Raw genomic sequence first — 24,666 nt, forward strand, 5'->3', positions numbered from 1 at the left:
TGCTTCACACCGGGCGATTTTTCTCCCATATGTGTGCCTCGCGACCCATGGATGGAATAAGTCCGTCTTCCGGGAGATTTCGGAAAACTGAGGGTGAGGCTTTGAGTTGATTTTGAAACTCTGCATCGCTCCGTTTTCGTCAAGAAAATAAGTAATTTTACCTTCGGTGTTCCCATAAAGAATCGGGCACCTGATGGGGTGAAGCGGAGAATTTGATGGCTTCTGCAGCGGAACAATTGGCCTCGAACCTGAACTTTTCTACCTTTGCTAAGGCAGAGGATCTGAAAAAGCGTATTTGGTTCACGTTGGCCGCCCTTCTTGTCTATCGTCTCGGAACGCACATTCCGCTGCCGGGACTGAACCCGGAAGCCTATGCCGCAGCCTTTAAAGGCCAGTCTGGCGGCATTCTCGGGCTATTCAACATGTTTTCGGGTGGTGCCGTGCAGCGCATGGCGATTTTTGCGCTCGGCATCATGCCTTATATTTCTGCATCAATTATTGTTCAGTTGATGACATCTGTGGTGCCTTCGCTCGAAAACCTCAAGAAAGAGGGCGAGCAGGGCCGCAAGATTATCAATCAGTATACGCGTTACGGCACTGTGTTGCTCGGCACGCTGCAAGCCTATGGCATTTCTGTTGGCCTTGAGCATGGAGCCGGTCTCGTCAACGATCCCGGTATCTTTTTCCGCATTTCGACCGTTGTTACCCTGCTCGGTGGCACGATGTTCCTGATGTGGCTCGGTGAGCAAATTACGTCGCGCGGTATCGGCAATGGCATTTCGCTGATCATTTTCGCAGGTATTGCCGCTGGTCTGCCAACGGCGCTTGCGGGCACTCTTGAGCTTGGTCGCACCGGAGCATTGTCAACTGCCGCGATTCTGACAGTGATTGTTGTCGCGATTCTGGTCATTGCGCTGATCGTGTTTTTTGAACGCGCTCAACGACGCTTGCTCATCCAATATCCGAAGCGCCAGGTTGGCAATCGCATGTTCCAGGGCGACACATCGCATTTGCCACTGAAGCTGAACACCTCTGGCGTTATCCCGGCTATTTTTGCCAGCTCTCTGCTTTTGCTGCCTGCAACAGCGGCTGGCTTTACGGGCACATCAACTTTGCCAGCCTGGGCAACCAGCATTATCAGCGCGCTTGGTCATGGTCAGCCTGCCTATATGGTGCTTTACGCGCTGTTGATCGGCTTCTTTGCATTTTTCTACACGGCGATTGTCTTTAATCCCAAGGACACTGCCGATAATCTTAAAAAGCACGGCGGGTTCATCCCGGGTATTCGTCCCGGTGATCGTACGGCGGAATATATCGATTATGTTCTCACACGTATAACCTTGGTTGGTGCGATTTACCTTGTATTCGTCTGTATCCTTCCCGAAATTTTGGTTTCCCAGACAGGGGTTCCCTTATCCCTTGGTGGTACATCGCTTTTGATTGTTGTCAGCGTGACCCTTGATACGGTAGCACAGATACAGGGGCACTTGATTGCGCAGCAATACGAGGGGCTGATCAAGAAATCAAAGTTGCGTGGAGGGAAGAGGGGAAGATGAGGTTAATTCTGTTAGGACCACCTGGGGCCGGGAAGGGCACCCAGGCGCAGAGAATTGTTGATAAGCACGGCATTCCTCAATTATCCACGGGTGACATGCTGCGCGCCGCTGTGGCCGCGCAGACAGAGGTTGGCAAACGCGCGAAAGCGGTGATGGATTCGGGCAAGCTTGTGTCCGACGATATCGTCATTGCGATTGTTGCCGAGCGAATCGATCAGGCTGACTGCGAAAACGGTTTTATTTTGGATGGTTTTCCCCGCACGTTGATTCAGGCGGATGCGACGGAAAAAATGCTGCATGCCAAGGGCATCGAGCTTTCGGCTGTTGTCGAAATCCGAGTCGAGGACGATATTCTCGCGGACCGAATCGCAGGCCGTTACACCTGCGCCAACTGTGGCGCGGGTTACCACGATGAGAACCTGAAGACACAGGTTCCTGGTGTCTGTGATAAATGTGGATCAACGCATTTCAAGCGTCGTCCCGACGACAATCGCGACACCGTCAAAACCCGATTGCAGGCCTATTACAAGGAGACCTCTCCTTTGATTGGCTATTATTATGCAAAGGGCAAGCTGCGTTCTGTTGACGGCATGGCCGATATTGACAGCGTGACGGCAGAGATAGAAAACATTCTTTCCGGTCTTTAATTCGATCGGGTTGAATTTCTTTTGCGGAACAGTTGCTTTTTGCCCCTGATTCCGTTAAACAGCGCGCCAACTCGCGATAGTTCAGGGGTCGGCGCGTTCTTCCACTTTTGGGGACGGGGTCGGTCTTTTTGACTTGTTGAGAACCCAAATAAATCGGCGGCCTTAACATTGGCTGTCAAACGAGACACCACTTGCCGGATGGCAACTGGAACGCAAGGAGAATAGGCGTGGCACGTATCGCTGGCGTCAACATCCCAACAGCAAAGCGCGTTGTTATCGCGCTGACCTATATTCATGGGATTGGTCCAAAGTTCGCGCAGGAAATCATGGACAAGGTTGGCCTTACGGCTGATCGTCGCGTCCATCAGCTCACCGATGCTGAAGTTCTTGCAATTCGCGAAACTATCGACCGCGATTATCGCGTAGAAGGCGATCTTCGTCGCGAAACTTCAATGAACATCAAGCGTCTGATGGACCTTGGCTGCTACCGCGGTCTTCGTCATCGTCGCGGCTTGCCAGTGCGCGGTCAGCGTACGCATACGAATGCTCGTACGCGTAAGGGCCCTGCCAAGGCGATTGCTGGTAAGAAGAAGTAATTTTCGCTTACAGGCGAATTGAAGGCTGGCGCGTCAGTGCCGGCCTTGTTGCAGTTAAGGGGTTGGCTTTATTGGTCTGCCCTGGTGGAGCCGCTGGTGTTACGGCGGTGAAGAGATCAACGAAAGGAAATTGAATGGCCAAGGAAGCCACACGCATTCGCCGTCGCGAACGCAAAAATATTTCGTCGGGCGTTGCACACGTAAACTCGACTTTCAACAATACAATGATCACCATTACAGATGCACAGGGCAATGCTATTGCCTGGTCTTCTGCTGGTGCCAAGGGCTTCAAGGGTTCTCGCAAGTCCACGCCGTTTGCAGCTCAGATCGCTGCTGAAGACTGCGCCAAGAAGGCTCAGGAACACGGCATGAAGTCGCTGGAAGTAGAAGTTTGTGGCCCAGGTTCCGGTCGCGAATCTGCTCTGCGCGCGCTGCAGGCTGCTGGTTTCATGATTACGTCTATCCGTGACGTAACACCGATTCCACACAACGGTTGCCGCCCTCGCAAGAAGCGCCGCGTCTGATCATTCTTAATCCGCCGGGTGTATGTTCGCATGCTCCCGGTTCTTCTCATGCTCGGTCGTTACGATTGAATGGTGACGACGAACGGAAGGTAAACATATGATTCAGAAGAATTGGCAGGAATTGATCAAGCCGAACAAGGTTGAATTCACGTCAAGCGGTCGCACAAAGGCAACTCTGGTTGCTGAGCCGCTCGAGCGTGGATTTGGTCTGACCCTCGGTAACGCTTTGCGGCGGGTTCTGTTGTCTTCGTTGCGTGGTGCTGCCGTAACGGCTGTTCAGATTGACGGTGTTCTGCACGAATTTTCTTCTATCCCTGGCGTTCGCGAAGATGTCACCGACATCGTTCTGAACATCAAGGAAATCGCCATCAAGATGGACGGCGATGATGCAAAGCGCATGGTTGTTCGCAAGCAGGGCCCAGGTGTGGTCACTGCCGGTGATATCCAGACGGTTGGCGACATTGAGATTTTGAACCCCAACCACGTGATTTGCACGCTGGATGAGGGCGCTGAAATCCGCATGGAGTTCACGGTCAACAACGGCAAGGGCTATGTTCCTGCCGATCGTAACCGCGCCGAAGATGCTCCGATTGGTCTCATTCCAGTCGACAGCCTTTATTCGCCGGTCAAGAAAGTGTCCTACAAGGTGGAAAACACCCGCGAAGGTCAGGTTCTGGATTACGATAAGCTGATCATGACGGTCGAGACCGACGGTTCTATTTCTGTTGAAGACGCTGTGGCTTTTGCTGCTCGTATTCTTCAGGACCAGCTGTCTGTCTTCGTCAACTTCGATGAGCCACAGCGCGAGACGGAAGAAGAGTCGGTTACCGAACTGGCGTTCAACCCAGCTCTGCTGAAGAAGGTTGATGAGCTTGAACTTTCGGTGCGTTCGGCAAATTGCTTGAAGAACGACAACATCGTTTACATCGGTGATCTGATTCAGAAAACCGAAGCAGAAATGCTGCGTACGCCGAATTTTGGTCGCAAGTCGCTGAACGAGATCAAGGAAGTTTTGGCTTCCATGGGTCTGCATCTGGGCATGGAAGTTCCTGCCTGGCCGCCAGAGAACATTGAAGATCTCGCTAAGCGCTACGAAGACCAATATTAATAACAGATAAGGCAGGTTCAACTCTGCCTTTCCCAGTCAAACAGCGGGCCGAAGGAAAAACCGGGTGCCCGTATGTGTCAGGAAACGGCAGTGTCGCCACGGAATGTGAGCACCTGCACTAAAGGAGAATAGCAATGCGCCATCAGAAGGCCGGCCGCAAGCTGAATAGAACTGCAAGCCACCGTAAGGCAATGTTTGCCAATATGGCGGCTTCGCTCATCACCCATGAGCAGATCGTAACGACACTGCCAAAGGCGAAGGAAATTCGCCCGATCGTAGAAAAGCTGGTAACGCTCGGCAAGCGTGGCGACCTGCATGCACGCCGTCAGGCTGTATCGCAGATCCGTGACGAACTTGCTGTTCGCAAGCTGTTCGACGCTCTCGCGACCCGCTACGCTTCGCGTAACGGTGGCTACCTGCGTATCATGAAGGCTGGTTTCCGTCAGGGCGATAACGCGCCTTTGGCTGTTATCGAATTCGTCGAGCGCGACGTTGATGCGAAGGGCGCAGCCGACAAGGCTCGCGTGGCTGCTGAAGCAGAAGCTGCAGAAGCCGCATAAATAAAAATCAAACCGTAGGGTTTGTTGGAGCCGGATGGGAAACCATCCGGCTTTTTGCTGTTCAGGAAGATGAATGTGTTTTTTAGAGTCTGTCAGGTTTAATCTGAACCCGGCAGACTCTAAAATTCTTCGTTTTCGTTTGTCTATTCGGGAAAACCGGATTCCACTTTTCCCTGATAAACTCTGATATGTTTGCGCTGCGCAAACATGACGAATGACAGGATGGCGAGCTGTGGCCAAGCGCTCTATTTCGCCAATTGTTCAGCCAAAGGCCTGATTGGGAGAGAGCCACGCACAAAAAGGTGTTGATGTTCTCAGCGGCGAAATGGAACGTCCTGTGAGGATGAGCGAGAACTGCTGGCGTATTTTTCGAGGCCGGTCATAGGGCACTTTGCTGCAAACCGGCTGGCATCATTGCCTCGTTCGTTGCAGCATTCCTTCCACTCATCTTGCGAGTAGGGTCTCTTGTGGGCCTTCACCGAAAAGCGCCTTGTATTCCATTGAGAACCGTCCGAGGTGGAAAAATCCCCACTGTGTCGCCGTTCCCGTCACCGCATTTTTATTTTTGGAGCGAATCAGGTCTTGCCGTGCGCCATTCAGCCGCCGGATTCGGAACCAGTGTTCAACCTTGTAACCATAGGCCTTTTGCAGTGCTGACGTAATTTCAGCTGGTGTCGTTTGAAGCGAGTGTGCCAGGGCCGCGAGATTGGAAGGCTGTTCATCGTCGCTGTTGAGGCGGTGCTCAATTTTTTTGAGAAGGTCAACGAGGGCCGGGCGGGTGAGGTTCATCACGTCTGCGCTTTGAAACATTTGATGGCACTGCATGACACGGAGAAACAGAATATCTTCGAGCGTCTCCGCCATTTCAGCGGTCATCGGGGTGTTTTGGGCGAGCAGACAGTTCAACCAATCCAGCAATTGAGCATCATAAGGACTGATTGGCCGTGACTCGATAATTGGCCGTCCATAGTCAGTGCCAGCCAGCTTTAAAGGGAGTTCGATATTGATAATTTCACTTTCGCCACTCTGCTGGATCAGAAGCTCGGTTCCTCCCCGGCGCATGGCGACAACAGGGTCGTTTTCGTGATGAGCATTCACGCGCCAGCCATGTCGCGATTGGCGCGGAAAGAGCAGGCAGAGATGATCGCGTGGGCTGGTGGTGTCCTGCGTCACCGCCGTGTTGATACGTTCGCGTATAATGGTGATTTGGCCAAGCGCCAGCACTTCACGGGTCGCTTTAAATGCGCCTGCGCCAAATTGGTTTGCGTGCACGCTCCAGTCTTGCTGCGAAACCGAATAATCGCCGACATCAAGATAGGTATGGTTTCTCCGCACTGGCATGATGTCTGCCTGATTTTTAGGCGAAGGCTCGGTCTCCTGGTGGATAGCTCTATCAATTCCCATCATTTAACCTTGGTCAGTCAACAATTGGAGGAGTTGTTTATGACACTTAAAATACACGGTTCTGTGCTTTTGGCACTGGCAATTTCGACTTCGGTGGTGCACGCGGAAGAATCGAAGTGGCTGAGCCCGACTATGGTCAATGCCCGCGCTGGCATGATGGAACCAAGCCTGAATTTTCTCACTTTCCAAAATCTGGATCACATGTTTGCAACCCGCACGGTAGAGGCGGGTAAAACTGCCGCGCCTCTGCCGCGCGCGATTGGTCCGATCGGAGATAAATTTACGTTCGATGGCAAAGATGAGAGCCTGAACGGCTTTTTGGAGAGCACCGCGACAAACGCGCTGTTGGTGATTAAAGACGGCAAAATTGTCCAGGAGATCTATCGAAACGGCAGCCATGACACCACACGTTTCATGTCCTTCTCGATGGCCAAGTCATTGCTGGCTACCATGGTGGGGATCGCTGTTTCAGAAGGCAAGATCAAGAGCGTCAACGATAAGGTTGAAGATTATTTGCCCGCCTGGAAGGGCACGGCCTATGCAGGCGTAAGCATTCTTGATCTGCTGCGGATGCGATCCGGTATTGACTGGCAGGAAGTCTACAAGTTTGGCAGCGATACGCAGCTGACCGAGGTGCATAACAACTCGCTGGTGGGTTACAAATATCGCTGGTGCGATTACGCGCGCGATAAGGCAAAAACGTTGAATCCGCCTGGCAAAGTATTCAATTATTCCACACTTGATACATCCGTTTTGGGTTGTGTCCTTGAAGCCGCTGTTGGGCAGAAGGGTGCAAACTACATGAGCGAAAAGATCTGGAAGCCCGCAGGCATGGAGGCCAGCGCCTATTATCTACTGGATGGGCCTGAAGATGTCGGTCGCGAATTTTATGGCGCTGGCTACAATGCCACCTTGCGAGACTACGGCCGCTTTGGTCTGATGATGCTCAACGATGGCAAAGCGAATGGCCATCAAGTTGTGCCGAAGGATTGGGTGGCATTGTCCACCCGTGCGCCTGAGGATTCGTCGCTGGTCGATCCGGATGAAGGTGTTGGCTATGCCTACCAATGGTGGACAATTCACAATTCGTCAGCCTATTCGGCCATCGGTTTGTTCAATCAGTTCACCTACGTGGATCCAAAGAGCCATACGGTGATTGTAAAGCTGGACGCGCCAGCAAATCCTTTGGGATTTGAGAAAGAGAATCTGGCATTCTTCAAAAAGATTTCCGAAACCCTCGCCGCGAAATAACTGGGCAGGTTTGGGTAAAGCGATTCCATTGGAATATCACAAAAAAGAAGCCGGTATCCGAGAGGGTGCCGGCTTCTCCTCATGCGCAGCCCGCTATAGAAGCAGCATGTTATTTTTGAGTAGGTGAGGGCTTGAGCATATGCATGTTGACCAGAGTTCTCGGCGGATCTGGCTGGTTGTTGCAGCAATTCTAGTGATTCTGATGGGCCTGTCGCTCAGGGCTTTTGGTTATCGGCTTGGCTTATCATTCTTAATCGTGAAATACGGCGGCTCGCTGCTTTGGGGCGCTATGGTCTATCTGCTGGTGGCCGCAGCCTTACCGCGACAGAAAACCGCGATTGTGTGGCTGCTTGCAAATGGTCTGGCAATCGCGGTTGAGCTATCACGCCTTGTTCACACACCGGGATTGGATGCCTTTCGAGAAACGATGGCGGGTGCATTGTTGCTTGGCAGGGTGTTTTCCTTATTGAATATTCTGGCTTACACGCTCGGTATCGCGCTTGCGGTGCTGATCACGCAATGGCTGTACGGCAAAGTTTGCAAGGGCCATCTCAAGGATCAGTCCGGCTCATCGCAACATCAATGAATTTCATTTGTGTGCAAGCAAGCAGGCGGATATGAGCAGAATAAGCGGTGTTTTTTGCCAGATGATTTCGCGGCTGTTCCTGTTCGCCAGATCAAAGAGATGGGCCTTATGACAATGGATGTAAAGGCAGTGGGGGATGTAAAGGCATTGCGGCTACCTGCATTTTTCGCCAAACGCGGCATTCATTATAGCTGGGTTGTGGCTGCGGTCACCTTTTTAACAATGCTGGTGACGGCGGGCGCGGTTGGCGCACCGGGAGTATTGATTGGCCCGCTGGAAAAAGAATTCGGCTGGTCAACAGCGGAGATCTCAACGGCTCTTGCTGTTCGTCTTGTCCTCTATGGATTTATGGGGCCATTTGCGGCTGCGTTCATGAACCATTTTGGTGTTCGCCGCGTCGCATCAACCGCGCTGGTGCTGATCGCGGTTGGCGTTCTGGGCTCGTTGTTCATGACCTCGGTCTGGCAGCTCTTTGTGCTGTGGGGGGTGGTGGTTGGTCTTGGCACCGGGCTGACAGCCATGGTGCTGGGTGCAACCGTTGTCACGCGGTGGTTTTCATCGCGCCGCGGTCTGGTGATGGGGTTGTTGACCGCCAGCACAGCCACTGGCCAGCTGGTTTTTCTACCGTTGCTCGCCGCATTGACTGAGGCCTATGGCTGGCGTGTGGCCTTGATATTCGTGTTGTCCATGTTGCTGGTAGCGGCAGTAGGCGTTCTCTGGTTGATGCGGGATCGCCCGTCTGATCTCGGCATTGCGCCTTTTGGTGCAGACGCGGCAACGGTGCAGGTTGCGGCACCCACATCGTTTAAGGGAATGCTCGCTTCGCCATTGATTGTCTTGAAAGATGCCGCGCAGACACGCACATTCTGGGTGCTGTTTGGCACGTTTTTCGTGTGTGGTGCCAGCACCAACGGCTTGGTGCAGACGCATTTCGTGTCGCTCTGTGGCGATTTCGGCATCGTGCCGGTGACAGCCGCTGGCATTCTGGCCATGATTGGAATTTTCGACTTTTTTGGCACAATTGGTTCGGGCTGGCTTTCGGATCGGTTTGACAGTCGCATCCTGCTGTTCAGCTATTACGGGCTTCGTGGCCTGTCGCTGATCTATCTTCCCTTCACCAATTTCAGTTTCTACGAACTCTCCTTGTTTGGCATTTTTTATGGGCTGGACTGGGTGGCGACTGTGCCGCCAACTGTAAAACTGACAGCAGATCGGTTTGGTGATCGTTCCAATATGGTTTTTGGCTGGGTCTTCACCGGCCATCAGTTGGGAGCGGCCTTCGCGGCCTGGGGTGGTGGCTTTAGTCGAACAGAATATGACAGTTATCTGCCAGCCTTTTTCATCGCAGGCGTCTTGTGCCTGATGGCGGCTCTTTCCATGGTGCTGATTGGCCGACGTGGCGATGAGCAAAAGGTTGCTGTTGCGGCATAAATCGCGAGAGTTTTTCAGGGAAAAGTGGAATCCGGTTCTCCCCAAAAGACAAACGAAAATAAACAATCCTAGAGTCTGTCAGGTTCAATCTGAACCTGACAGACTCTAGGATTGATATGGTTGCCAATGCAGCACTTTGCCGCTGCATCGGCCAACACCCTTTAACCGATGTGATAATCCTTGCGCAGCAGCGCAATCAATTCGTCGTCTGATGCCGGCACCACCAGCTCTTCCCATGTCTCGACAGGCGAAAAACCAAATTGCTGGTAGAGCTGCAATGCGCGCGGATGGTCGAGCGTGTTGGTCATCACAACCACCTTTGAAGGCGCGCTTTGCCATGCGGCATACAGTGCTTGCAGCAAAAACCACTTGCCGATGCCAAGGCCAAGCGCATGCTCGAACAGGCCGAAATAGGAGAGTTCGACCACGTTGTCGGCTTGTTCGCTCAGCTCAAAAAAGCCCGCTGGAGCGCCGTTCACATAGAGCACTGAAATTGACACATCTTTGTTGTGAATGACCGCCTGCAAGGCGCTATCGCTCATCTTGAGGCGTTTATACCAATGCCAGCGCCCGCCAACCTGACGATAGAGAAACCGATAATAGGCCAGCGGCATATCGGTGGCACGAATGATCGCGGTCTGAATATTGATCGGCACCGGCAAGCTGGTCTTGGGGGCTGACGTCATCTCCAGCTTGGTGACGTGGGCGCTTAGCGGTGCTGGCAGGGTGCCGTCAATGGCGTCGGCCGGGCCGGTCACAACCGGCGTGTCTTTTTTAGAGCCCCATTCCGACCACGAGCCATCATAAAGTGTGTTGTTGCGATGACCGATGGATTCGAGCGCCAGCGTAATCACCGCCGCTGTCACGCCCGATCCGCAACTGGTCACAACCGGCTTCGTCAGATCAACACCCGCCTCCATAAAAATGGAGCGTAGCGTTGAGAGATCTTTCAAATGGCCGTTTTCGCTTAAAACAGAGGCTGGCACCGAGCGCGCACCCGGCATATGGCCAGAGCGCATGCCCGCACGCGGCTCGGCATCATCGCCGGTAAAGCGGCCAGCGGGGCGGGCATCAGTAATCTGTCTGGTGCCCTCATCAACAATTTTGCGCATATCTGCAAAGGATGTGACGCGGGCTTCATTGAACTCTGCATGGAAGGTTGCGGGTGCAGGTTCCGGCAGGTCGGTTTCCAAAGGCAGGCCCTGCTGCTTCCAGCCGTCGAGACCGCCATCCAGCACAAACACATCGCGCGCACCCATCACGCGCAGCATCCACCACACGCGAGGTGCGGAAAATAGTCCGGGCCCATCATAGACCACGATGGTATCTGTATCAGAAATTCCGAGCTTGCCGACTGCCTCGGCAAAGCTTTCGGGCGATGGCAAAGTGTGTGGCAAGGAAGACGAGTTGTCCGCAATCTGATCCTGATCGAAAAACACAGCGCCGGGAATATGGCCTTCGGAATATTCCACCGCGGCATTACGGTTATGGGCGGGCAGATACCATGAGGCGTCTACGATGCGAAACTGCGGTGCCCCCAATTGCTTGCGCACCCACTCGGCAGACACGATAAACCGGCTTCTCTCCGCGGACATGCTTTTCTCCGTTGCTATCAGGCCAAAGCATCCAGCGTGCCGAAGCGAAGTCGGAACCGCCGGTTCTCCTTGCCCTTTTTCTCGATTTTCGCGATGTGAATCGCACCGACTTCCTGGGTCTCAGAGACATGTGTGCCGCCACAGGGCTGGCTGTCAACGGTGGAGTTCTCTCCAATGCAAACAAGGCTAACGCGACCCAAACCCAGCGGTGGTCGAACATTTTTGGATTTTACGATATTCGGATTGGCACGCAACTCGTCGTCGGTGATCCAGTTGAGAAAAACCGGGTGGTTTTCATCCACCAGCCGCATCATGTCTTCGCTGACTGTGGCGCGATCGATGGTTTCACTCATATCAAAATCCACCCGGCTCTCATCTTCACCGACAGCGGCACCGGTGATGGGATAGGGGCAGACAACGGAGAGAAGGTGGCAAGCCGTGTGCATGCGCATCAGCTTGTAGCGACGGGGCCAATCAATGTGCAAAACCAGCGCTTCGCCCACCTCTGGCAATGGCGCACCGTCCAGTGGCTTGTGCAAAATGATGCTCTTATCCGCGCCATGCACGGTGACGCCGAGTTGAATCCTGGAGCCATCAGCGCGCTCCAGGAAGCCTGTGTCCCCCGGCTGACCGCCGGAGGTGGCGTAGAAGCATGTCTGGTCCAGCTCGATCGAGCCGTCTTCATGCACAGCCGTGACATTGGCCTCTGCTGTTGAAAGATAAAAATCGTCGCGAAACAGAGGCAATGTGGGCATGGGCATCCTTAAGGCGTCTCAAAGGGAATAGCAAAATCAGGCTTGGTGCTGATCCATTCGGGCTGGGGCAGACCTTTTTGCTTGAGAAAATCGGGGTTGAACAGTTTGGACTGATAGCGATTGCCGTAATCGCACAGAATGGTCACGATGGTGTGGCCGGGGCCAAGATCCCGCGCCAAGCGAATGGCACCGGCAATGTTTATGCCAGAGGAGCCACCAAGGCAAAGCCCCTCATTCTCGACCAGATCAAACACAATCGGCAGCGCTTCGGCATCGGGGATCTGATAGGCAAAATCAGGCGTGAAACCTTCGAGATTGGCGGTGATGCGCCCTTGGCCAATGCCTTCGGTGATGGAAGAGCCGGAGGATTTCAGCTCGCCATTGGTGTAGAACTCATAAAGGGCAGCGCCTTCTGGATCGGCCAGACCGATCTTGACGGAAGGCTTGAGATTGCGAAGACCCATGCCGGTGCCAGCCAGCGTGCCGCCAGAGCCAACGGCACAAATAAAACCATCAACCTCGCCAGCGGTTTGTTCGAAAATCTCGCGCGCGGTGGTTTCGATATGGGCGTCGCGGTTGACCGTGTTGTCAAACTGGTTGGCCCAGATGGCACCATTGGGTTCCGTCTTGGCAAGCTCCGCTGCCAGTCTGCCCGAGAGCTTCACGTAATTATTGGGGTTTTTATAGGGAACGGCTGGCACCTCGACAAGCTCTGCTCCCAAAAGGCGCAGCGCGTCCTTCTTTTCCTGACTTTGCGTTTCAGGAATGACGATCACGGTTCGATAGCCAAGCGCTTTGGCCACCAGCGTCAGGCCAATGCCGGTGTTGCCAGCGGTGCCTTCAACAATCACGCCGCCGGGACGCAACAGGCCGCGGCGCTCTGCATCCTTGATGATATAGAGGGCGGCGCGATCCTTGACGGACTGACCGGGGTTGAGAAATTCAGCCTTCCCGAGAATGGTGCAGCCCGTGGCCTGTGAGGCCGCCTTTAGCCGAATGAGCGGCGTGTTGCCAATCGCTTCAAGTACGGAGGGGTGAAATGCCATGATCACGCTTTCTGTTTCCCGGAAGATAGAGCATTTCCAGCAAAAATGTATAGCAGTTTTGCGTGCGAAAATGCGTAAAAACAGTGCGTGTTTTCAACCTACAGGGCTTGAATGACAAGAAACGTCATTGCGCGGCAAGGGTGAAAGACGAAAAACCTTGCCTCAATCAACATCATCCGCAGACAGCGCCTTATAGGCGGCCAGCGCCTTTTCACGGGCCAGCTTATGCTCGACAATTGGCGCAGGATAAGTTGAGCCAAGAACAACGCCCGCTTTTGCCAAAATCGGCGTGGGGGCCTCAAATGGTTTATGGATCAAGCTGTTGGGAAGCTTGGCAAGTTCCGGCAGAAACTGACGAATATAGGCACCGTCCGGGTCAAATTTTTCGCCTTGGGTGATTGGATTGAAAATACGGAAAAACGGCGAGGCATCGGCCCCCGAGCCTGCAACCCATTGCCAGCTCGCGGCATTTGAAGCCGGATCGGCATCGACCAAAGTGTCGCGGAACCAGGCTTCACCATCGCGCCAGTCGATCATCAAATCCTTGATCAGAAAGGATGCGGCAATCATCCGCACGCGGTTGTGCATCGTGCCATGCTGCCAGAGCTGGCGCATGCCAGCATCCACAATCGGATAGCCCGTGCGCCCTTGCTGCCAGGCTTGCAGCAGAGTCTGGTTCTTGACCCAAGGGAAGCCATCAAACTTGGCGTTCCAGTTTTCCTCTCGCAATGTCGGAAAGTGAAACAGCAAATGATAGGAAAAATCGCGCCAGACCAGCTCTTTTCGAAAATGCACAATGTCTTCGCTGGCTATCGCATCCGGCAGATCAAGCGTGCCATGCCAGATACGCGCGGGCGAAATTTCACCCAGCGCCAAATGGGCGGAAAGCTGCGAGGTGGAATCGGCGGCCGGAAAATCCCGCCGGCTGCGATAGCCCTTTATGCCGACCTTGAGGAAATGTTCCAGCCTCTTTTGCGCTCCATCCTCACCGGGTGTCCAAATTCCTTCGAATGATTTGGCCCAATTGGGCTTGGTCGGCAACAGCTTCCAGCTTTCAAGAGCGTCGCTGTCTGGCCAATTGGCTGGCGCTTGGAGCGCATCGGGTGCCGCGAGGGGCGGCGGTGGATCTCCGCCGCGCTCAATGGCGCGCCAAAATGGCGTGTAGACTCGGTAAGGGCCACCCGAGCCGGTCTTGACCTGTGATGGCTCGTGCAAAAGAAAGCCGCTGTGACTGCGCGCCTCCAAGCCTGCCTGTCGCAAACGGGTTTTGATTTCGGTATCTATGGCCATGCCCGCCGGATCGTAGCGACGGTTCCAATGCACAGCATTTGCTCCGGTTTCCCGGATCAGGTCTTCAAGCACGGTGGCGGCTGGCCCGCTTCGTAAAATCAACCGGCTCCCGCGCTGTTGCAAAGCGTCGGCGAGGCTTTTGAGCGAATGATGCAGCCACCAGGCTTGCGCGGCACCCAATGGTCCTGTCTCAGCATTCTGAGGCTCGCGGATATAGATGGCGATAACCGGTTGGCCGTTTTGAATGGCCGCAACCAATGCTCTGTTGTCGCCCAGCCGCAAATCCTTGCGAAACCAGACGAGTGTTGCTGATATAGGTGAGGGCATTGACGAACTCGCATAGGATTATATGGTCGCTATACGCCACCGCACATGGGATGGATCAGTGTTGGCTTTTGAAAAGAATGGCTGAGGTAAAGAGGTTGGGGTGCCGCGTCTTCATCAGGGATTGCGCGACAACATCGCCAAGCGTTCCTGTTCCTGGTTGATCATCCGCATAATTTCAGCGGCACTTTCTCGCACATACAGACGGTGCAATTTTTCGGCCACCGGGGCATTTGTCAGCAAAAATGTGTAGCGCTCCCGCTCAAACCACCGAAAATCGATAACATTGTTCATGTTCACGTAAATCGGGAGTCCGTCACCATCATGAAGTTCAAGCCACATATCATTTTCCGTTGTTTTGTCTCTATTCGCCTCTGTTAACAAACAAATGTAAAGAGGGTGTTGTGCTGCACGCCATTTGCCGCCGAAGCTGTTATTGATACCCGAGCTCTTTCAGTTTCAGGCCGGAAACGAGAAAGCTCATGGGATTGATGGGGGTGCCATTGCGGCGGATTTCATAATGCAGATGGGGCCCGGTGGAACGGCCAGTGGATCCGGCAAAGCCAATAACCTGCCCCTCATCAACCGCGTCTCCGGTTTTGACGTTGAGGCGCGACATATGGCCGTAGCGGGTGGTAACGCCTTGGCCGTGGTCGATTTCGACCATATTGCCGTAGCCATTGACCTCACCTGCCAAAAGCACCTTGCCAGCGCCGGCGCTTTTGATGGGCGCACCCGTGGCGGCGCGAAAGTCTATCCCCGGATGCAGCGCCAACCGGCCAAGAAGCGGATCGGTGCGATTGCCAAAAGGACTGGTGATCTCGTGGGTGGGGGCAGGGTTGGCGAAGGGCATATCCTTCACGGTATCACGTGCGGTCTCAAGCCGGTTCAGCGCGCCATCCAGCCCTGCCAATGTGGGGGCAAGGCCCAGTTTGGGGTCTGCTGGCATCAAGGGGCCGCCCATGGCGTCTTCGCCGGCAGCAGGGCTGTCGAGCTTGATTTTATTGCTGTCCAGAATCACCTGAATTGCGTCAGCCTTTTCGGTTGCCTGTGCGGTGAGGGCGTGGATGCGCGCCTGCTGGCTTTGCTGAATGCGCTTCAGGGACAATGTCACATTTTGAAAGACGCGGTCGGCATTGTCGGCCATGCTTTCGCTGGCTGAGCTGGTTTGCAAGCCAGCACCAAACAGCTTGCTGCGATTGTTTTTATCGCGGGTGTTCGGCGCAGGCACAGAAATATCAGCCTTTTCCACCAAAGCTTGAGATTCGTCTGGAGTTGGCAAAATGCCCGCCTCTCCGGCACGATCCAGCAATGTACCAAGCTTGCCGCTGCGGGCGGAAAGAGCCATTTGTTGTTCAAGCAGACTTTGCAATTTATCTTCAACCACCTGCTGATCGAGCAATTGGCGAGAGGTGACGCGGTCCACCTGGGCGCGAAGCGCTGAAATACGGTCTTCATAATCGTGCTGCATGCGCGCCTGCCGCGCCATGGAGGCACCAATCAAGCTGTCGCGCATGACAAGATAGGATGTTGCACCAAGATAGCCAATGCAGCCGACAGCAACGAGTGTGACGGCAGCGCCGACCATCCATGGGCGGATATTCATATGGCGGATGGTGTCGCCCGATGCCAGGATCAGCACGTGCTGCTTTTGCGCGCGCGTCCAGAAGCCGTTCAAGCCGCTTTTGCCCATCTCGCACCCCGGATAATGGCTTGTCTGCCGCGCTTCACGGCAGAATCGATCTCCGTTCATTACACTCTGTCATGGTTAACAAAGTCTTATGAGTGCTGAGGTGCGGGTGCCAATTGCCCTGCTTTTCCGTGGGGTCAAGCGTGGCTGATAGACGAAAGGCTGCGATAGAAGGAGGGCGTCAGGCCTGCTTCGGCCCTGGCGATATCATTGAAGGGGGCTTTCAACGTGCCACGGAAATTGGCTCGCACCAGATCCTGAAATGTTTTGGCCGGATCGCGCTTTTCGCGGGCGCAGAGAAAGCGAAACCACTTTGCACCCACGGCAACATGGCCTTTCTCATCGTCATAGATCGTCTTTAAAACATCGGCGCTTTCATGGTCACCGGTTTCGCGCATTTTGACTTGCAACGATGGCGTCACATCAAGGCCACGTGCTTCCAAAATCAGCGGCACCACGGCAAGCCGTGCCGTCAGGTCGTTGCGGGTCGAATGGGCGGCCTGCCAAAGACCATCATGGGCGCTCATATCGCCGTAGTCGGCACCCAAGGCTTTCAAGCGGTCGCGCACCAGACCAAAATGCTTGGCCTCTTCAAATGCCACCAGCATCCAGCCATCAAAAAAGGAATGCGGCACGGGTTCGCTGGCAAAACGCGCCACAATATCCAATGCGAGATCAACGGCATTCAACTCGATATGCGCAAGCGCATGCAGCATGGCAATGCGGCCGGGCAGGGTGTGCAGCGAGCGCTTTTCCGTGGCTTTTGGTGGCACGAGAACGGGTTTTTGCGGACGCCCCGGCCTGTCTGGCAAAGGGGGATCAAGCGGCGAGCGCAAGGAGAGATTGCGACCACGCCAACGCCGTGCCGTTTCCTGTGCAAGGCGGATCTTGTCATCAAGGTCTGACGCGACAATGGCCATTGTCGCGCCTGCGCGGAGTGTTTGAAAAGATGTGTCTGACATGGGGTGTTTCTATCGCATCGGCCGAAAAGTGGGAACCGGTTTTCTTTTCCCTATCGCCGATGCTCTATGGGGCATTTTTAGGCGAGCTCTTCGACAGCTTTCAGCACGGCTTCGGCGTGACCGGGCACTTTCACCTTGGGCCAGATGGCGGCAATTTTTCCATCGCGGTCGATCAGATAGGTGGTGCGCTCCACGCCCATGTAGGTCTTGCCATACATGCTTTTTTCCTTCCATACCTGATAGGCTTCAAGCGTGGTTTTCTCTTCGTCGGAGCCAAGGATGATGGAAAGATTATGCTTTGCCACAAATTTATCATGACTTTTGACGGAATCTGGCGAGATGCCAATCACCACGGCATTGGCCTTTTCAAATGCGCCGGCAAGCTCTGTAAAGGCCGTGGCCTCGACGGTGCAGCCACTCGTGTTGTCTTTTGGATAGAAATAAACCACCACGGGTTTCCCCCTAAAGGATGAGAGTGCCACAGTGCCGCCGCCATCGCGTGGCAAAATAAAGTCGGGAGCAAGCTGTCCAATCGCCAAATCAGCCATGCTGATACCTTTCTTTTGTCGGTTTATGGAAATACAGGTCGCTTCAAGATATAGAGGGCATGGCAATGGCGTCTAGCGACGGCCATGCGATTCTTTGGAATTTTCAGGAGATACGGACGAGGGCATGGGGGAAATCCGGGGCGAGAAGGTCCATTTTCGTAAACGCGATATTGTGTCCCTGGAGTCTATGCCATCCGCGCAGGCTGAAGACAGCCTTGTTGTGCATTGCCCGCCTCGATTTGGTTTTCGGCGCAGGTGCTATCGGTTTGTTTTATGGATCTTTGTCATTGTCGCCCTCTCGATTGGCGCAGTGAGCGCTGCCATCGAGACTGGCACTCTGGATCAAGCGCTGTCAACACTTGCGCGTACGCAGCTACAATCGGCTTTGGGTGACAGATTTAATGCCGAAATTGGCAAAACCTCGATCCGTTTTTCCAGAAGTTGGCGTCTTGCCGTAGCCACCAACGATTTGCGGCTGAGCGATCCGGCATCGGGCGCGCTTGTGGCGGAAACGGGCGTGGTCAAACTGGTGATCAACCCTCTGCAAGTTTTGATTGGCCGTATCTCGATCTCGGAAATCGAAGCCGATAATATTCATTTTGACCGTTCGCCCTTCATCGGTGGCGGCAATTTCAGCCTGGCCAATTTTCGAATCGATCAATTTCCACAGCTTTTGGAAAACCTGTTTCTCAACGTCGATGACGTGCGCGGCTTCATTGCGCGCGGTGGTTTGGATCGGCTGCGGATCGGTGGCATTTCTCTCACCGCCAGAGACAATATCGATCGTGCCGTCGCCGTTTCGATCGATGATCTGGTGTTGACCCGACGCAAAGGCGATGCACTGGCCGTTCAAGGGCAGGTTTCCATCGATGGTAAGGTCAGTCACATTTCTGCTGAAGCACTGTCTGACAAGGGGCGTGCGGTGGCTTTGACCGCCACCATGACCAGCCTTGTGGCAACGCCTTTTACCATGAAATTTTTGCCCGATGGTACGCGCCGCGAAGGTGCCGATACCAAGGTGAATGTTGATCTGGTTGCCCGCCGCGCTGTGCCAGACAGTAAACCGGCGCTCGAAATGCGCATGCGCACAGACAATGGTACGATTTACGTTGATGGCGAGCAGCAGAATCTGACGCAGGCGGATATTAATGTCGCCTATGATTTTGATCGGCTGACAGCTGAAATTCGCCGCTCCACGCTCGATTTCGGCCCCATGCATGTTCCGTTCAATGGCGGGTTTGTGGATCTTGATCGGCTGAAGCGCGATCCGGGTGATACGGCGTCTGGAATTGGCATCGATTTGCTGATTGATCGTGGCACTGCGGTGGTCCCTGCGGCAGGGGAAGATAGTTTTCCTTTTTCGATCAAGGCGTTTGGTCGGTTTGTTCCATCGACACGCGATCTGAGTTTCAGTGAGTTGACGGTTTCAACTCCCAATGGGCAGATGCATTCCACACTGAATGTGCGCTTTGGGGATAAATCACCGGAAATTCGTTTTAATGGCAAGCTGGAAGAGATGAGGACCGGCTTTGTCAAACAACTGTGGCCTTACTGGATGGCAGCCAAGCCGCGCGTTTGGGTTTTGGCCAATTTGTTTGGCGGCACCATCAGCAATGCATCGATTGATGTGTTTATCCCGGCTGGCCGCATGACGTTTATTCCCAGCCCATTGCTGCTGGGGCCGGATGAGTTGCGGATAAAGTTTGATATTGCCAATGCGCGTATGAGCACAACAGGCAATATTCCGCCCATCCGTGATCTGGTTGGCCATTTTGATCTCGAAGGCCCGAAGCTTCATGTGGCCATTGATGGCGGCACATCCTATTTCGCGTCCGGACGCAAGGTGAATGTGGATCAAGGCACATTCACGATAGATGATGTCTATCTCAAGCCACTGATGGCCAAAATTGATTTGTCGCTCAGCGGTGCCGCGGATGCCGTGGCAGAACTTTCGACCTTCAAGCCCATCGAGGGCTTGCAGAGGACCGATTTTGTGCCCGAGGACTTCAAGGGTGATATCAAGGCGCATGTGGCGTTCTTCGGCGGTCTGCTGGATGAGCAGGAGCCACCACCACCGGAGTGGCACGCCGATCTGCAGTTGAAGGGCGTTGAGTTGATGCGCCCTTATCAGGACAGAAAAATTACCGGCTTTACAGGCAGTCTGGCGATTGATGATAAAAATGCCGTGTTGGATGGCATGGGTGATATTGATGGCATTCCCATGCAGATCGATCTTACCCAGCCGATTGAGCGCAATTCCAAACGGCCACCGTCGTGGAGCGTGCAAGGAACATTGAGCGATTCGCAGCGCGATAAACTCGTGCCCGAATTGAAAGGCCTGATCGACGGGCCAATTGATCTTGAACTGTCTCGACTTGACGAGCAAAGGCAGATGGTCAAGGCGGATTTGACCAAAGCGACCGTGAATGTACCATGGATTGGCTGGAGCAAGGGGCCGGGCATTTCGGCCAAAACATCCCTGGAGCTTACCACCAAGGGCTCTTTGAACACGCTTGATAAACTTAACTTCTCCGGCGACGGCTTTGGCGTGCAGGGTAAAATGCTCATCTCCAAGACGGGTGTTGTCTCTGCCGACTTTGATCGTGTCAAACTCGCAAGTCAGGATGATTTCAGCGTCAGCCTGCGCACTAACAAGGGCGTCACCTCGGTCAAGGTGGATGGCGCGGCATTGGATGCGCGCTCGCTGTTCAAGAAGCTGAAGTCCGGCAGCGGAGGCGATTCGTCGTCCGACAAGAGCACGGAAAAGCTCAATCTCGACCTCAGTGTGGGCCTCGACAAACTCGTGGGCTTCAACAATGAAAGTCTGGGCGGGGTGAAACTGCGCTACGGCGCTCGGGATGGCGCGTTGATCACGCTCAATATGAGTGGTGTCACCAGCAGTGGTCAGGCCATTGTGGTGCAATCGGGCAAGGATGGACCGTCGGATCAGATATCCGTCATTTCCAGTGATGCGGGCGACTTGGCGCGTCTGGTGGATCTCTACAATCATATGCGCGGTGGCATGCTGGATTTGCGCATCCGTGGTGATATCGCCAAAAACTGGACCGGCAGCCTCGATCTGCGTAACTTCAGAGTGGAGAATGAGGAAAAGCTGCAGAAGATTGTCACCACGCCAACGCCCGATGACGGCAGAAGCCTCAACAGCGCCGTGAAGCAAAATATTGATGTGAGCAGCGAAAAGTTTCAGCGCGCTTTTGCCCGGCTGATTTACAAAAATGGTGTGTTGTCGACCGAAAACGGGATCGTGCGCGGCGAGCAGGTGGGAGCTTCTTTTCAGGGTGTTATCAAGGATGCGCGCGGCAATATGGAAATGACCGGCACATTCATGCCTGCCTATGGTTTGAACCGCCTGTTTGCGGAAGTGCCAATCATTGGGTTCATTCTTGGCAATGGCCGTGACCGCGGGCTGCTTGGCATCACCTTCAAATTGACGGGTGCCACCGACTCGCCCCATCTCGCCGTCAATCCGCTTTCGATTATTGCACCGGGCGTTTTCCGCCAGATATTTGAGTTCTAAGCATCGGGCCGAAAAGTGGGCACCGGTTTTCGGGTAACCCGATGCGTGAAAAAAACCATCGGGCCGAAAAGTGGGCACCGGTTTTCGGGTAAGCCGATGCGGGAAAAAACCATCGGGCCGAAAAGTTGACAGCGGCTTTCGCGGGTCAATTTTATTGCAGCGGCTGCGGGCCTTCCAGGGCTGGATGTTTGAGATCCAGGCTTTTATTGGCGGTTGGGAAAAACGTAGGCCCGACCTGACGGATATGCGCGCTATCGGGATTATAAACACGAAGTGGCGCTTTATCCTTGTCCGCATTCTTATCCGCTTGTGGCTGTTGCACGGGCGGCGATGCGATGTCTTTGGGCTTTTCAGCCGGGATGGTTCGGATGCTGATCACCGAGGGCGCATCCGTGCTCGGGGTGGATAGCGGTGGTGCTGCGACATCGCTGCAGCCACACTGGCCAGGCTTTCCCGGACGGCGATTGCGGTATGCAAATGCATTGGGCATATCCCGATAGGGCTGGCCGGTGATGGTCGAAACCATGTCTTCGGCTTCCTGGTTGAGCCGCGAATAATAAAGCTCTGTTTGCGTGCCGGGGCACATGCGTTGGCATTGCGCCGCATCGCGGCCAAAATCAGCCGGTGGTGTGCTGGGCGAAATGGGAAAAAATGCCCCGTCGCAGCTGCGAACGCACAGGGTTCTATAGCCGCTTTGGCCATAGGGTTGGCCAACCTCGCCTCGTAAAATCCCGGAAGAGAGCGTGGCCGGGCCTGAATATTCCGGATAGACCGGGGCCTCAAACGGCCTTGGCTCATCGGCTGCGTCGGCAGTGATTTCTGATGGCTGCGATTTTTCCGCGTCGCAGGCATTGGCTCTCAGGGCCGCCTGCAACTCTTTTCTGCGCGGATTAATTCCGCCCTTGCTGTTTGCAGCATCTCGTTGTTGCGACAGTTTCTGCTTGTTTGCCTGCATGGCATCAACGGTCGCTTGCATGTCCTGACACATATCATGCCCAGACGCATCCAGCACACTGACGCTGGAGGAGCAGCCGATATTTTGCATATTTTGCTGGACTTTGCGAATTTCAAAGCTCTGCCGTGTTACGGCTCCGGCAAAAAGCCGGGCATCCTCCATGCTTCCAATGGTGATTGGCGTTTGCGCAAGCTCCGCCCGTAGCGCCTCGCAGGTCTCGTTTGCCTGCGCCATCGCTCCAAGGTTCAGTGCCATCGAGCCAAAGCTCGATGCGATCATCAATTTCACCCAAGTGCGCATACACATCCAAATGGCAGTTTCACGGTGGAAATCCCGCACCGAAGTGGGATTTATAAAATGCACGGTGTTCTTGTCGGTCGCAAACGATTCCTATTCAGGCAATGTTGCTGAAGCTGTTTTGCCGCATAGGGCAGGTCGATGCAACCATGAACCCTCTATGATTTTTAGTATATCGAAAAACAGATATGTAAAAAGCCGATCCCCATGCGGACACGGCCACAGTGCCATGGTTTTTTAAACCCACAGCACTGTGGCAGTTTGGAACAGCGGCAATCGATCAAGCGGCTCTTGCCTGCTCGAGCGACATGGGGGCTGGCAGCAGACTTCCAGAAATGGTGGCAACCTGCTTCATGCGATCGAGGAGGTCGTGGTTGACCTCCCAGGCGATGGCAACAGCATGGACACTGCCGATTTTATGCGGTGCGCCAATGCGCTCACCGGGGCAGCCCATGCGCCGGAACATGCGCTCCAAAAACACATCGGTCACCGTGACGATATGGCTGAGGTTGGATGCAAGGCCAAGCTCGCCAACGCCACACATCAGCTCCGCTGCCGCAACGCTGACCTGATTGGAGGAGCGATCCAGCGAAATCTCAGGATCGATACAGAAGCGACTGGATTCCCAGATCGAAGCACTGCGAATCTCGGGTTGGCTATCGAGCAAGACAGGAAACGTATCGTCCAGCATGTTCGGGCCAAGGGTGGGCAAAAGCCGCAAGGCACCCCGCAAACGACCCGTGGTATCGTCATAGGACATCACATAGATCGGGTTCGCATCATCATAATGATCCATCTCGAAGTCGCCTTGCACCTGCACATCCCACTTCAAGAGATCATGAAACACCTTTTTGCGCAGACGAAACATGTCGGCCAGTGCCGCCTGCTGGGTCTGTTTATGCTTACCATTCAAAATTTTTATCATGCTCAACTCCTTGTCTTGGGAAGGGCTGAGCTTGCAAAAATTGCGGATTAAATGAAACTGACGGTAGAGACAGTTTATTTCTATACAATTATAGGGTAATGGTTTTGGATTGTGCGTTTTACTGTGTTGGAACCTGTGTGCGGCCCGTCTCTATGCTTGATACGGGTGTCAGTTTTGCAGTAACTCTCTGAAGAGGAAGCATAATTTTTCAATCACTCACGCAAATCCGGTGGTATCAATCCCTGCCACACGGCCTTTGCCACGGCTTGCGTGTTTGAAACCGCATCGAGCTTCAGGCGGGCATTGGCCATGAAGTAGCGCACTGTGCGCTCAGATATGCCGAGGATAATCGATGTCTCCCAATAGCTCTTGCCTGCGGCTGTCCAGCGAAGGGTTTCCTGTTCACGCCGCGTCAGTTTTCGTGCGGGATCACGCCCATCATTATCAAGGGTTTTGATGAGTCCAGCATGGTATTTTCCAGCGAGCCTGTGAAGATCGCGATCGAAATTGCGTCGAAAATCTCGCCATTCCTCCAAAGGTAAATCATGCGCAATGGCAAAAATGGCCCCTCGGCCATCATGCGACAGCAGGGGATAGCTGACCGCGCGGGCGGGCAGGTGGAGATCGCGCAATTTATTGCGCAGAACCATGCAGTCTTTATCGCGCTGCGAAAGGTCTTCCATGTCCACAGGCTCAATGGCCCGAATAAGCTGCGCCAGCACATTGCTTAATATTGGCTGGCCAAGAAGTGTGATGGACTTTTCGGCCGAGGGGGCAAAGCTGTGGTAGTGGCGATGTACAAAAAGCCCGGATGTCGAATAGGCGGCGTCAACATACAGACAGCCCGAGAGACCATAGCTCTTTTGCAAGCGCTTTAGAAAATTGAGAGGTGTGACGTGCTGGCATGTGTCCAGCCAATCCAGCAAATCGAAATAGACATCATTGTTAAACATTCAAACCCCACACATTTTATGGGGTTATTTTCTACCATTGAGTCAAAATGTCTATGGCTCAACCATGGCTATACCCTGCAATTCTGAAGGGAAAATTCGACTGGTTACAAGGCTCCTGCGCCATA

22 protein-coding genes are annotated in these 24,666 nt (G+C 54.0%); 10 read left to right on the forward strand and 12 right to left on the reverse strand.

The features are described from left to right. Window positions 1-215: 215 nt before the first annotated feature. The 6 genes from secY (at window position 216) to rplQ (ending at window position 4,991) form a co-directional block, all read left to right on the forward strand. Entirely contained in the window at window positions 216-1,556 is a 1,341-nt protein-coding gene (gene secY / locus BJF95_RS17090; RefSeq protein WP_075640648.1) for a preprotein translocase subunit SecY, read from the forward strand. After that, window positions 1,553-2,203: an adenylate kinase gene (locus tag BJF95_RS17095; protein ID WP_075640649.1), complete on the forward strand. Its 651-nt coding sequence runs from the start codon at window positions 1,553-1,555 to the stop codon at window positions 2,201-2,203. The genes secY and BJF95_RS17095 overlap by 4 nt, the downstream gene beginning before the upstream one ends. A 227-nt stretch (window positions 2,204-2,430) precedes the next feature. Further along, window positions 2,431-2,799 carry a 30S ribosomal protein S13 gene (gene rpsM, locus BJF95_RS17100; RefSeq protein ID WP_075640650.1) on the forward strand — a complete coding sequence of 123 codons (369 nt, stop codon included), beginning with the start codon at window positions 2,431-2,433 and terminating at the stop codon, window positions 2,797-2,799. 134 nt (window positions 2,800-2,933) lie between these two features. After that, window positions 2,934-3,323 carry a 30S ribosomal protein S11 gene (gene rpsK / locus BJF95_RS17105; protein WP_007598338.1) on the forward strand — a complete coding sequence of 130 codons (390 nt, stop codon included), beginning with the start codon at window positions 2,934-2,936 and terminating at the stop codon, window positions 3,321-3,323. Between the two features lie 97 nt (window positions 3,324-3,420). Beyond that, window positions 3,421-4,431: a DNA-directed RNA polymerase subunit alpha gene (locus BJF95_RS17110; RefSeq protein WP_075640651.1), complete on the forward strand. Its 1,011-nt coding sequence runs from the start codon at window positions 3,421-3,423 to the stop codon at window positions 4,429-4,431. A gap of 134 nt (window positions 4,432-4,565) precedes the next feature. Then, on the forward strand, window positions 4,566-4,991 hold the full coding sequence (gene rplQ / locus BJF95_RS17115) for a 50S ribosomal protein L17 (protein WP_075640652.1): 426 nt from the start codon (window positions 4,566-4,568) through the stop codon (window positions 4,989-4,991). A 444-nt stretch (window positions 4,992-5,435) separates the two neighbouring features. Here the strand turns inward: rplQ and BJF95_RS17120 are convergent, their stop codons facing one another. Next, on the reverse strand, window positions 5,436-6,395 hold the full coding sequence (locus tag BJF95_RS17120) for a helix-turn-helix domain-containing protein (RefSeq protein WP_175577282.1): 960 nt from the start codon (window positions 6,393-6,395) through the stop codon (window positions 5,436-5,438). Between the two features lie 39 nt (window positions 6,396-6,434). Between BJF95_RS17120 and BJF95_RS17125 the strand changes: the two genes are divergently transcribed. The 3 genes from BJF95_RS17125 (at window position 6,435) to BJF95_RS17135 (ending at window position 9,663) form a co-directional block, all read left to right on the forward strand. Continuing rightward, window positions 6,435-7,646 carry a serine hydrolase domain-containing protein gene (locus tag BJF95_RS17125; RefSeq protein WP_075640654.1) on the forward strand — a complete coding sequence of 404 codons (1,212 nt, stop codon included), beginning with the start codon at window positions 6,435-6,437 and terminating at the stop codon, window positions 7,644-7,646. A gap of 202 nt (window positions 7,647-7,848) precedes the next feature. Then, entirely contained in the window at window positions 7,849-8,232 is a 384-nt protein-coding gene (locus BJF95_RS17130) for a ribosomal maturation YjgA family protein (RefSeq protein ID WP_245297357.1), read from the forward strand. Between the two features lie 108 nt (window positions 8,233-8,340). Continuing rightward, window positions 8,341-9,663, forward strand: a complete 1,323-nt coding sequence (locus BJF95_RS17135) for an MFS transporter (RefSeq protein ID WP_425348703.1) — start codon at window positions 8,341-8,343, stop codon at window positions 9,661-9,663. Window positions 9,664-9,824: 161 nt separating this feature from the next. Here the strand turns inward: BJF95_RS17135 and sseA are convergent, their stop codons facing one another. The 8 genes from sseA to BJF95_RS17175 form a co-directional block, all read right to left on the reverse strand. Beyond that, entirely contained in the window at window positions 9,825-11,258 is a 1,434-nt protein-coding gene (gene sseA, locus BJF95_RS17140) for a 3-mercaptopyruvate sulfurtransferase (protein ID WP_075640656.1), read from the reverse strand. A 17-nt stretch (window positions 11,259-11,275) separates the two neighbouring features. After that, window positions 11,276-12,013 carry an alanyl-tRNA editing protein gene (locus BJF95_RS17145; RefSeq protein ID WP_075641106.1) on the reverse strand — a complete coding sequence of 246 codons (738 nt, stop codon included), beginning with the start codon at window positions 12,011-12,013 and terminating at the stop codon, window positions 11,276-11,278. An 8-nt stretch (window positions 12,014-12,021) separates the two neighbouring features. Further along, window positions 12,022-13,059, reverse strand: coding sequence for a cysteine synthase A (locus tag BJF95_RS17150; RefSeq protein WP_075640657.1), 1,038 nt, complete (start codon window positions 13,057-13,059; stop codon window positions 12,022-12,024). A gap of 162 nt (window positions 13,060-13,221) precedes the next feature. After that, window positions 13,222-14,676, reverse strand: a complete 1,455-nt coding sequence (locus BJF95_RS17155) for a cryptochrome/photolyase family protein (protein WP_075640658.1) — start codon at window positions 14,674-14,676, stop codon at window positions 13,222-13,224. Between the two features lie 114 nt (window positions 14,677-14,790). Then, window positions 14,791-15,015 carry a hypothetical protein gene (locus BJF95_RS17160; RefSeq protein WP_075640659.1) on the reverse strand — a complete coding sequence of 75 codons (225 nt, stop codon included), beginning with the start codon at window positions 15,013-15,015 and terminating at the stop codon, window positions 14,791-14,793. A gap of 91 nt (window positions 15,016-15,106) precedes the next feature. Continuing rightward, window positions 15,107-16,366, reverse strand: a complete 1,260-nt coding sequence (locus BJF95_RS17165) for a M23 family metallopeptidase (protein WP_075640660.1) — start codon at window positions 16,364-16,366, stop codon at window positions 15,107-15,109. A gap of 134 nt (window positions 16,367-16,500) precedes the next feature. Beyond that, a complete protein-coding gene (locus tag BJF95_RS17170; RefSeq protein ID WP_075640661.1) occupies window positions 16,501-17,325 on the reverse strand; it encodes a ferritin-like domain-containing protein in 825 nt (274 codons plus the stop codon). Window positions 17,326-17,402: 77 nt separating this feature from the next. Continuing rightward, window positions 17,403-17,873 (reverse strand): peroxiredoxin, encoded by a 471-nt coding sequence (locus tag BJF95_RS17175; RefSeq protein ID WP_075640662.1) that lies wholly within the window; start codon window positions 17,871-17,873, stop codon window positions 17,403-17,405. Between the two features lie 310 nt (window positions 17,874-18,183). On the opposite strand from BJF95_RS17175, the gene BJF95_RS17180 reads away from it, so the two are divergent. Beyond that, window positions 18,184-21,411, forward strand: a complete 3,228-nt coding sequence (locus BJF95_RS17180; RefSeq protein WP_139317547.1) for a DUF3971 domain-containing protein — start codon at window positions 18,184-18,186, stop codon at window positions 21,409-21,411. A gap of 151 nt (window positions 21,412-21,562) precedes the next feature. Here BJF95_RS17180 and BJF95_RS17185 read toward each other — a convergent pair whose 3' ends face one another. From BJF95_RS17185 to BJF95_RS17195, 3 genes are all read right to left on the reverse strand, one after another. Next, window positions 21,563-22,645: a DUF2865 domain-containing protein gene (locus tag BJF95_RS17185; protein WP_175577283.1), complete on the reverse strand. Its 1,083-nt coding sequence runs from the start codon at window positions 22,643-22,645 to the stop codon at window positions 21,563-21,565. Between the two features lie 298 nt (window positions 22,646-22,943). Further along, on the reverse strand, window positions 22,944-23,588 hold the full coding sequence (locus BJF95_RS17190; protein WP_075640665.1) for an acyl-homoserine-lactone synthase: 645 nt from the start codon (window positions 23,586-23,588) through the stop codon (window positions 22,944-22,946). Window positions 23,589-23,800: 212 nt separating this feature from the next. After that, window positions 23,801-24,541, reverse strand: coding sequence for a helix-turn-helix transcriptional regulator (locus BJF95_RS17195; RefSeq protein WP_075640666.1), 741 nt, complete (start codon window positions 24,539-24,541; stop codon window positions 23,801-23,803). Window positions 24,542-24,666 lie beyond the last annotated feature (125 nt).

Origin of the sequence: Rhizobium oryziradicis (assembly GCF_001939045.1) — a bacterium.
Lineage (GTDB): Bacteria > Pseudomonadota > Alphaproteobacteria > Rhizobiales > Rhizobiaceae > Allorhizobium > Allorhizobium oryziradicis.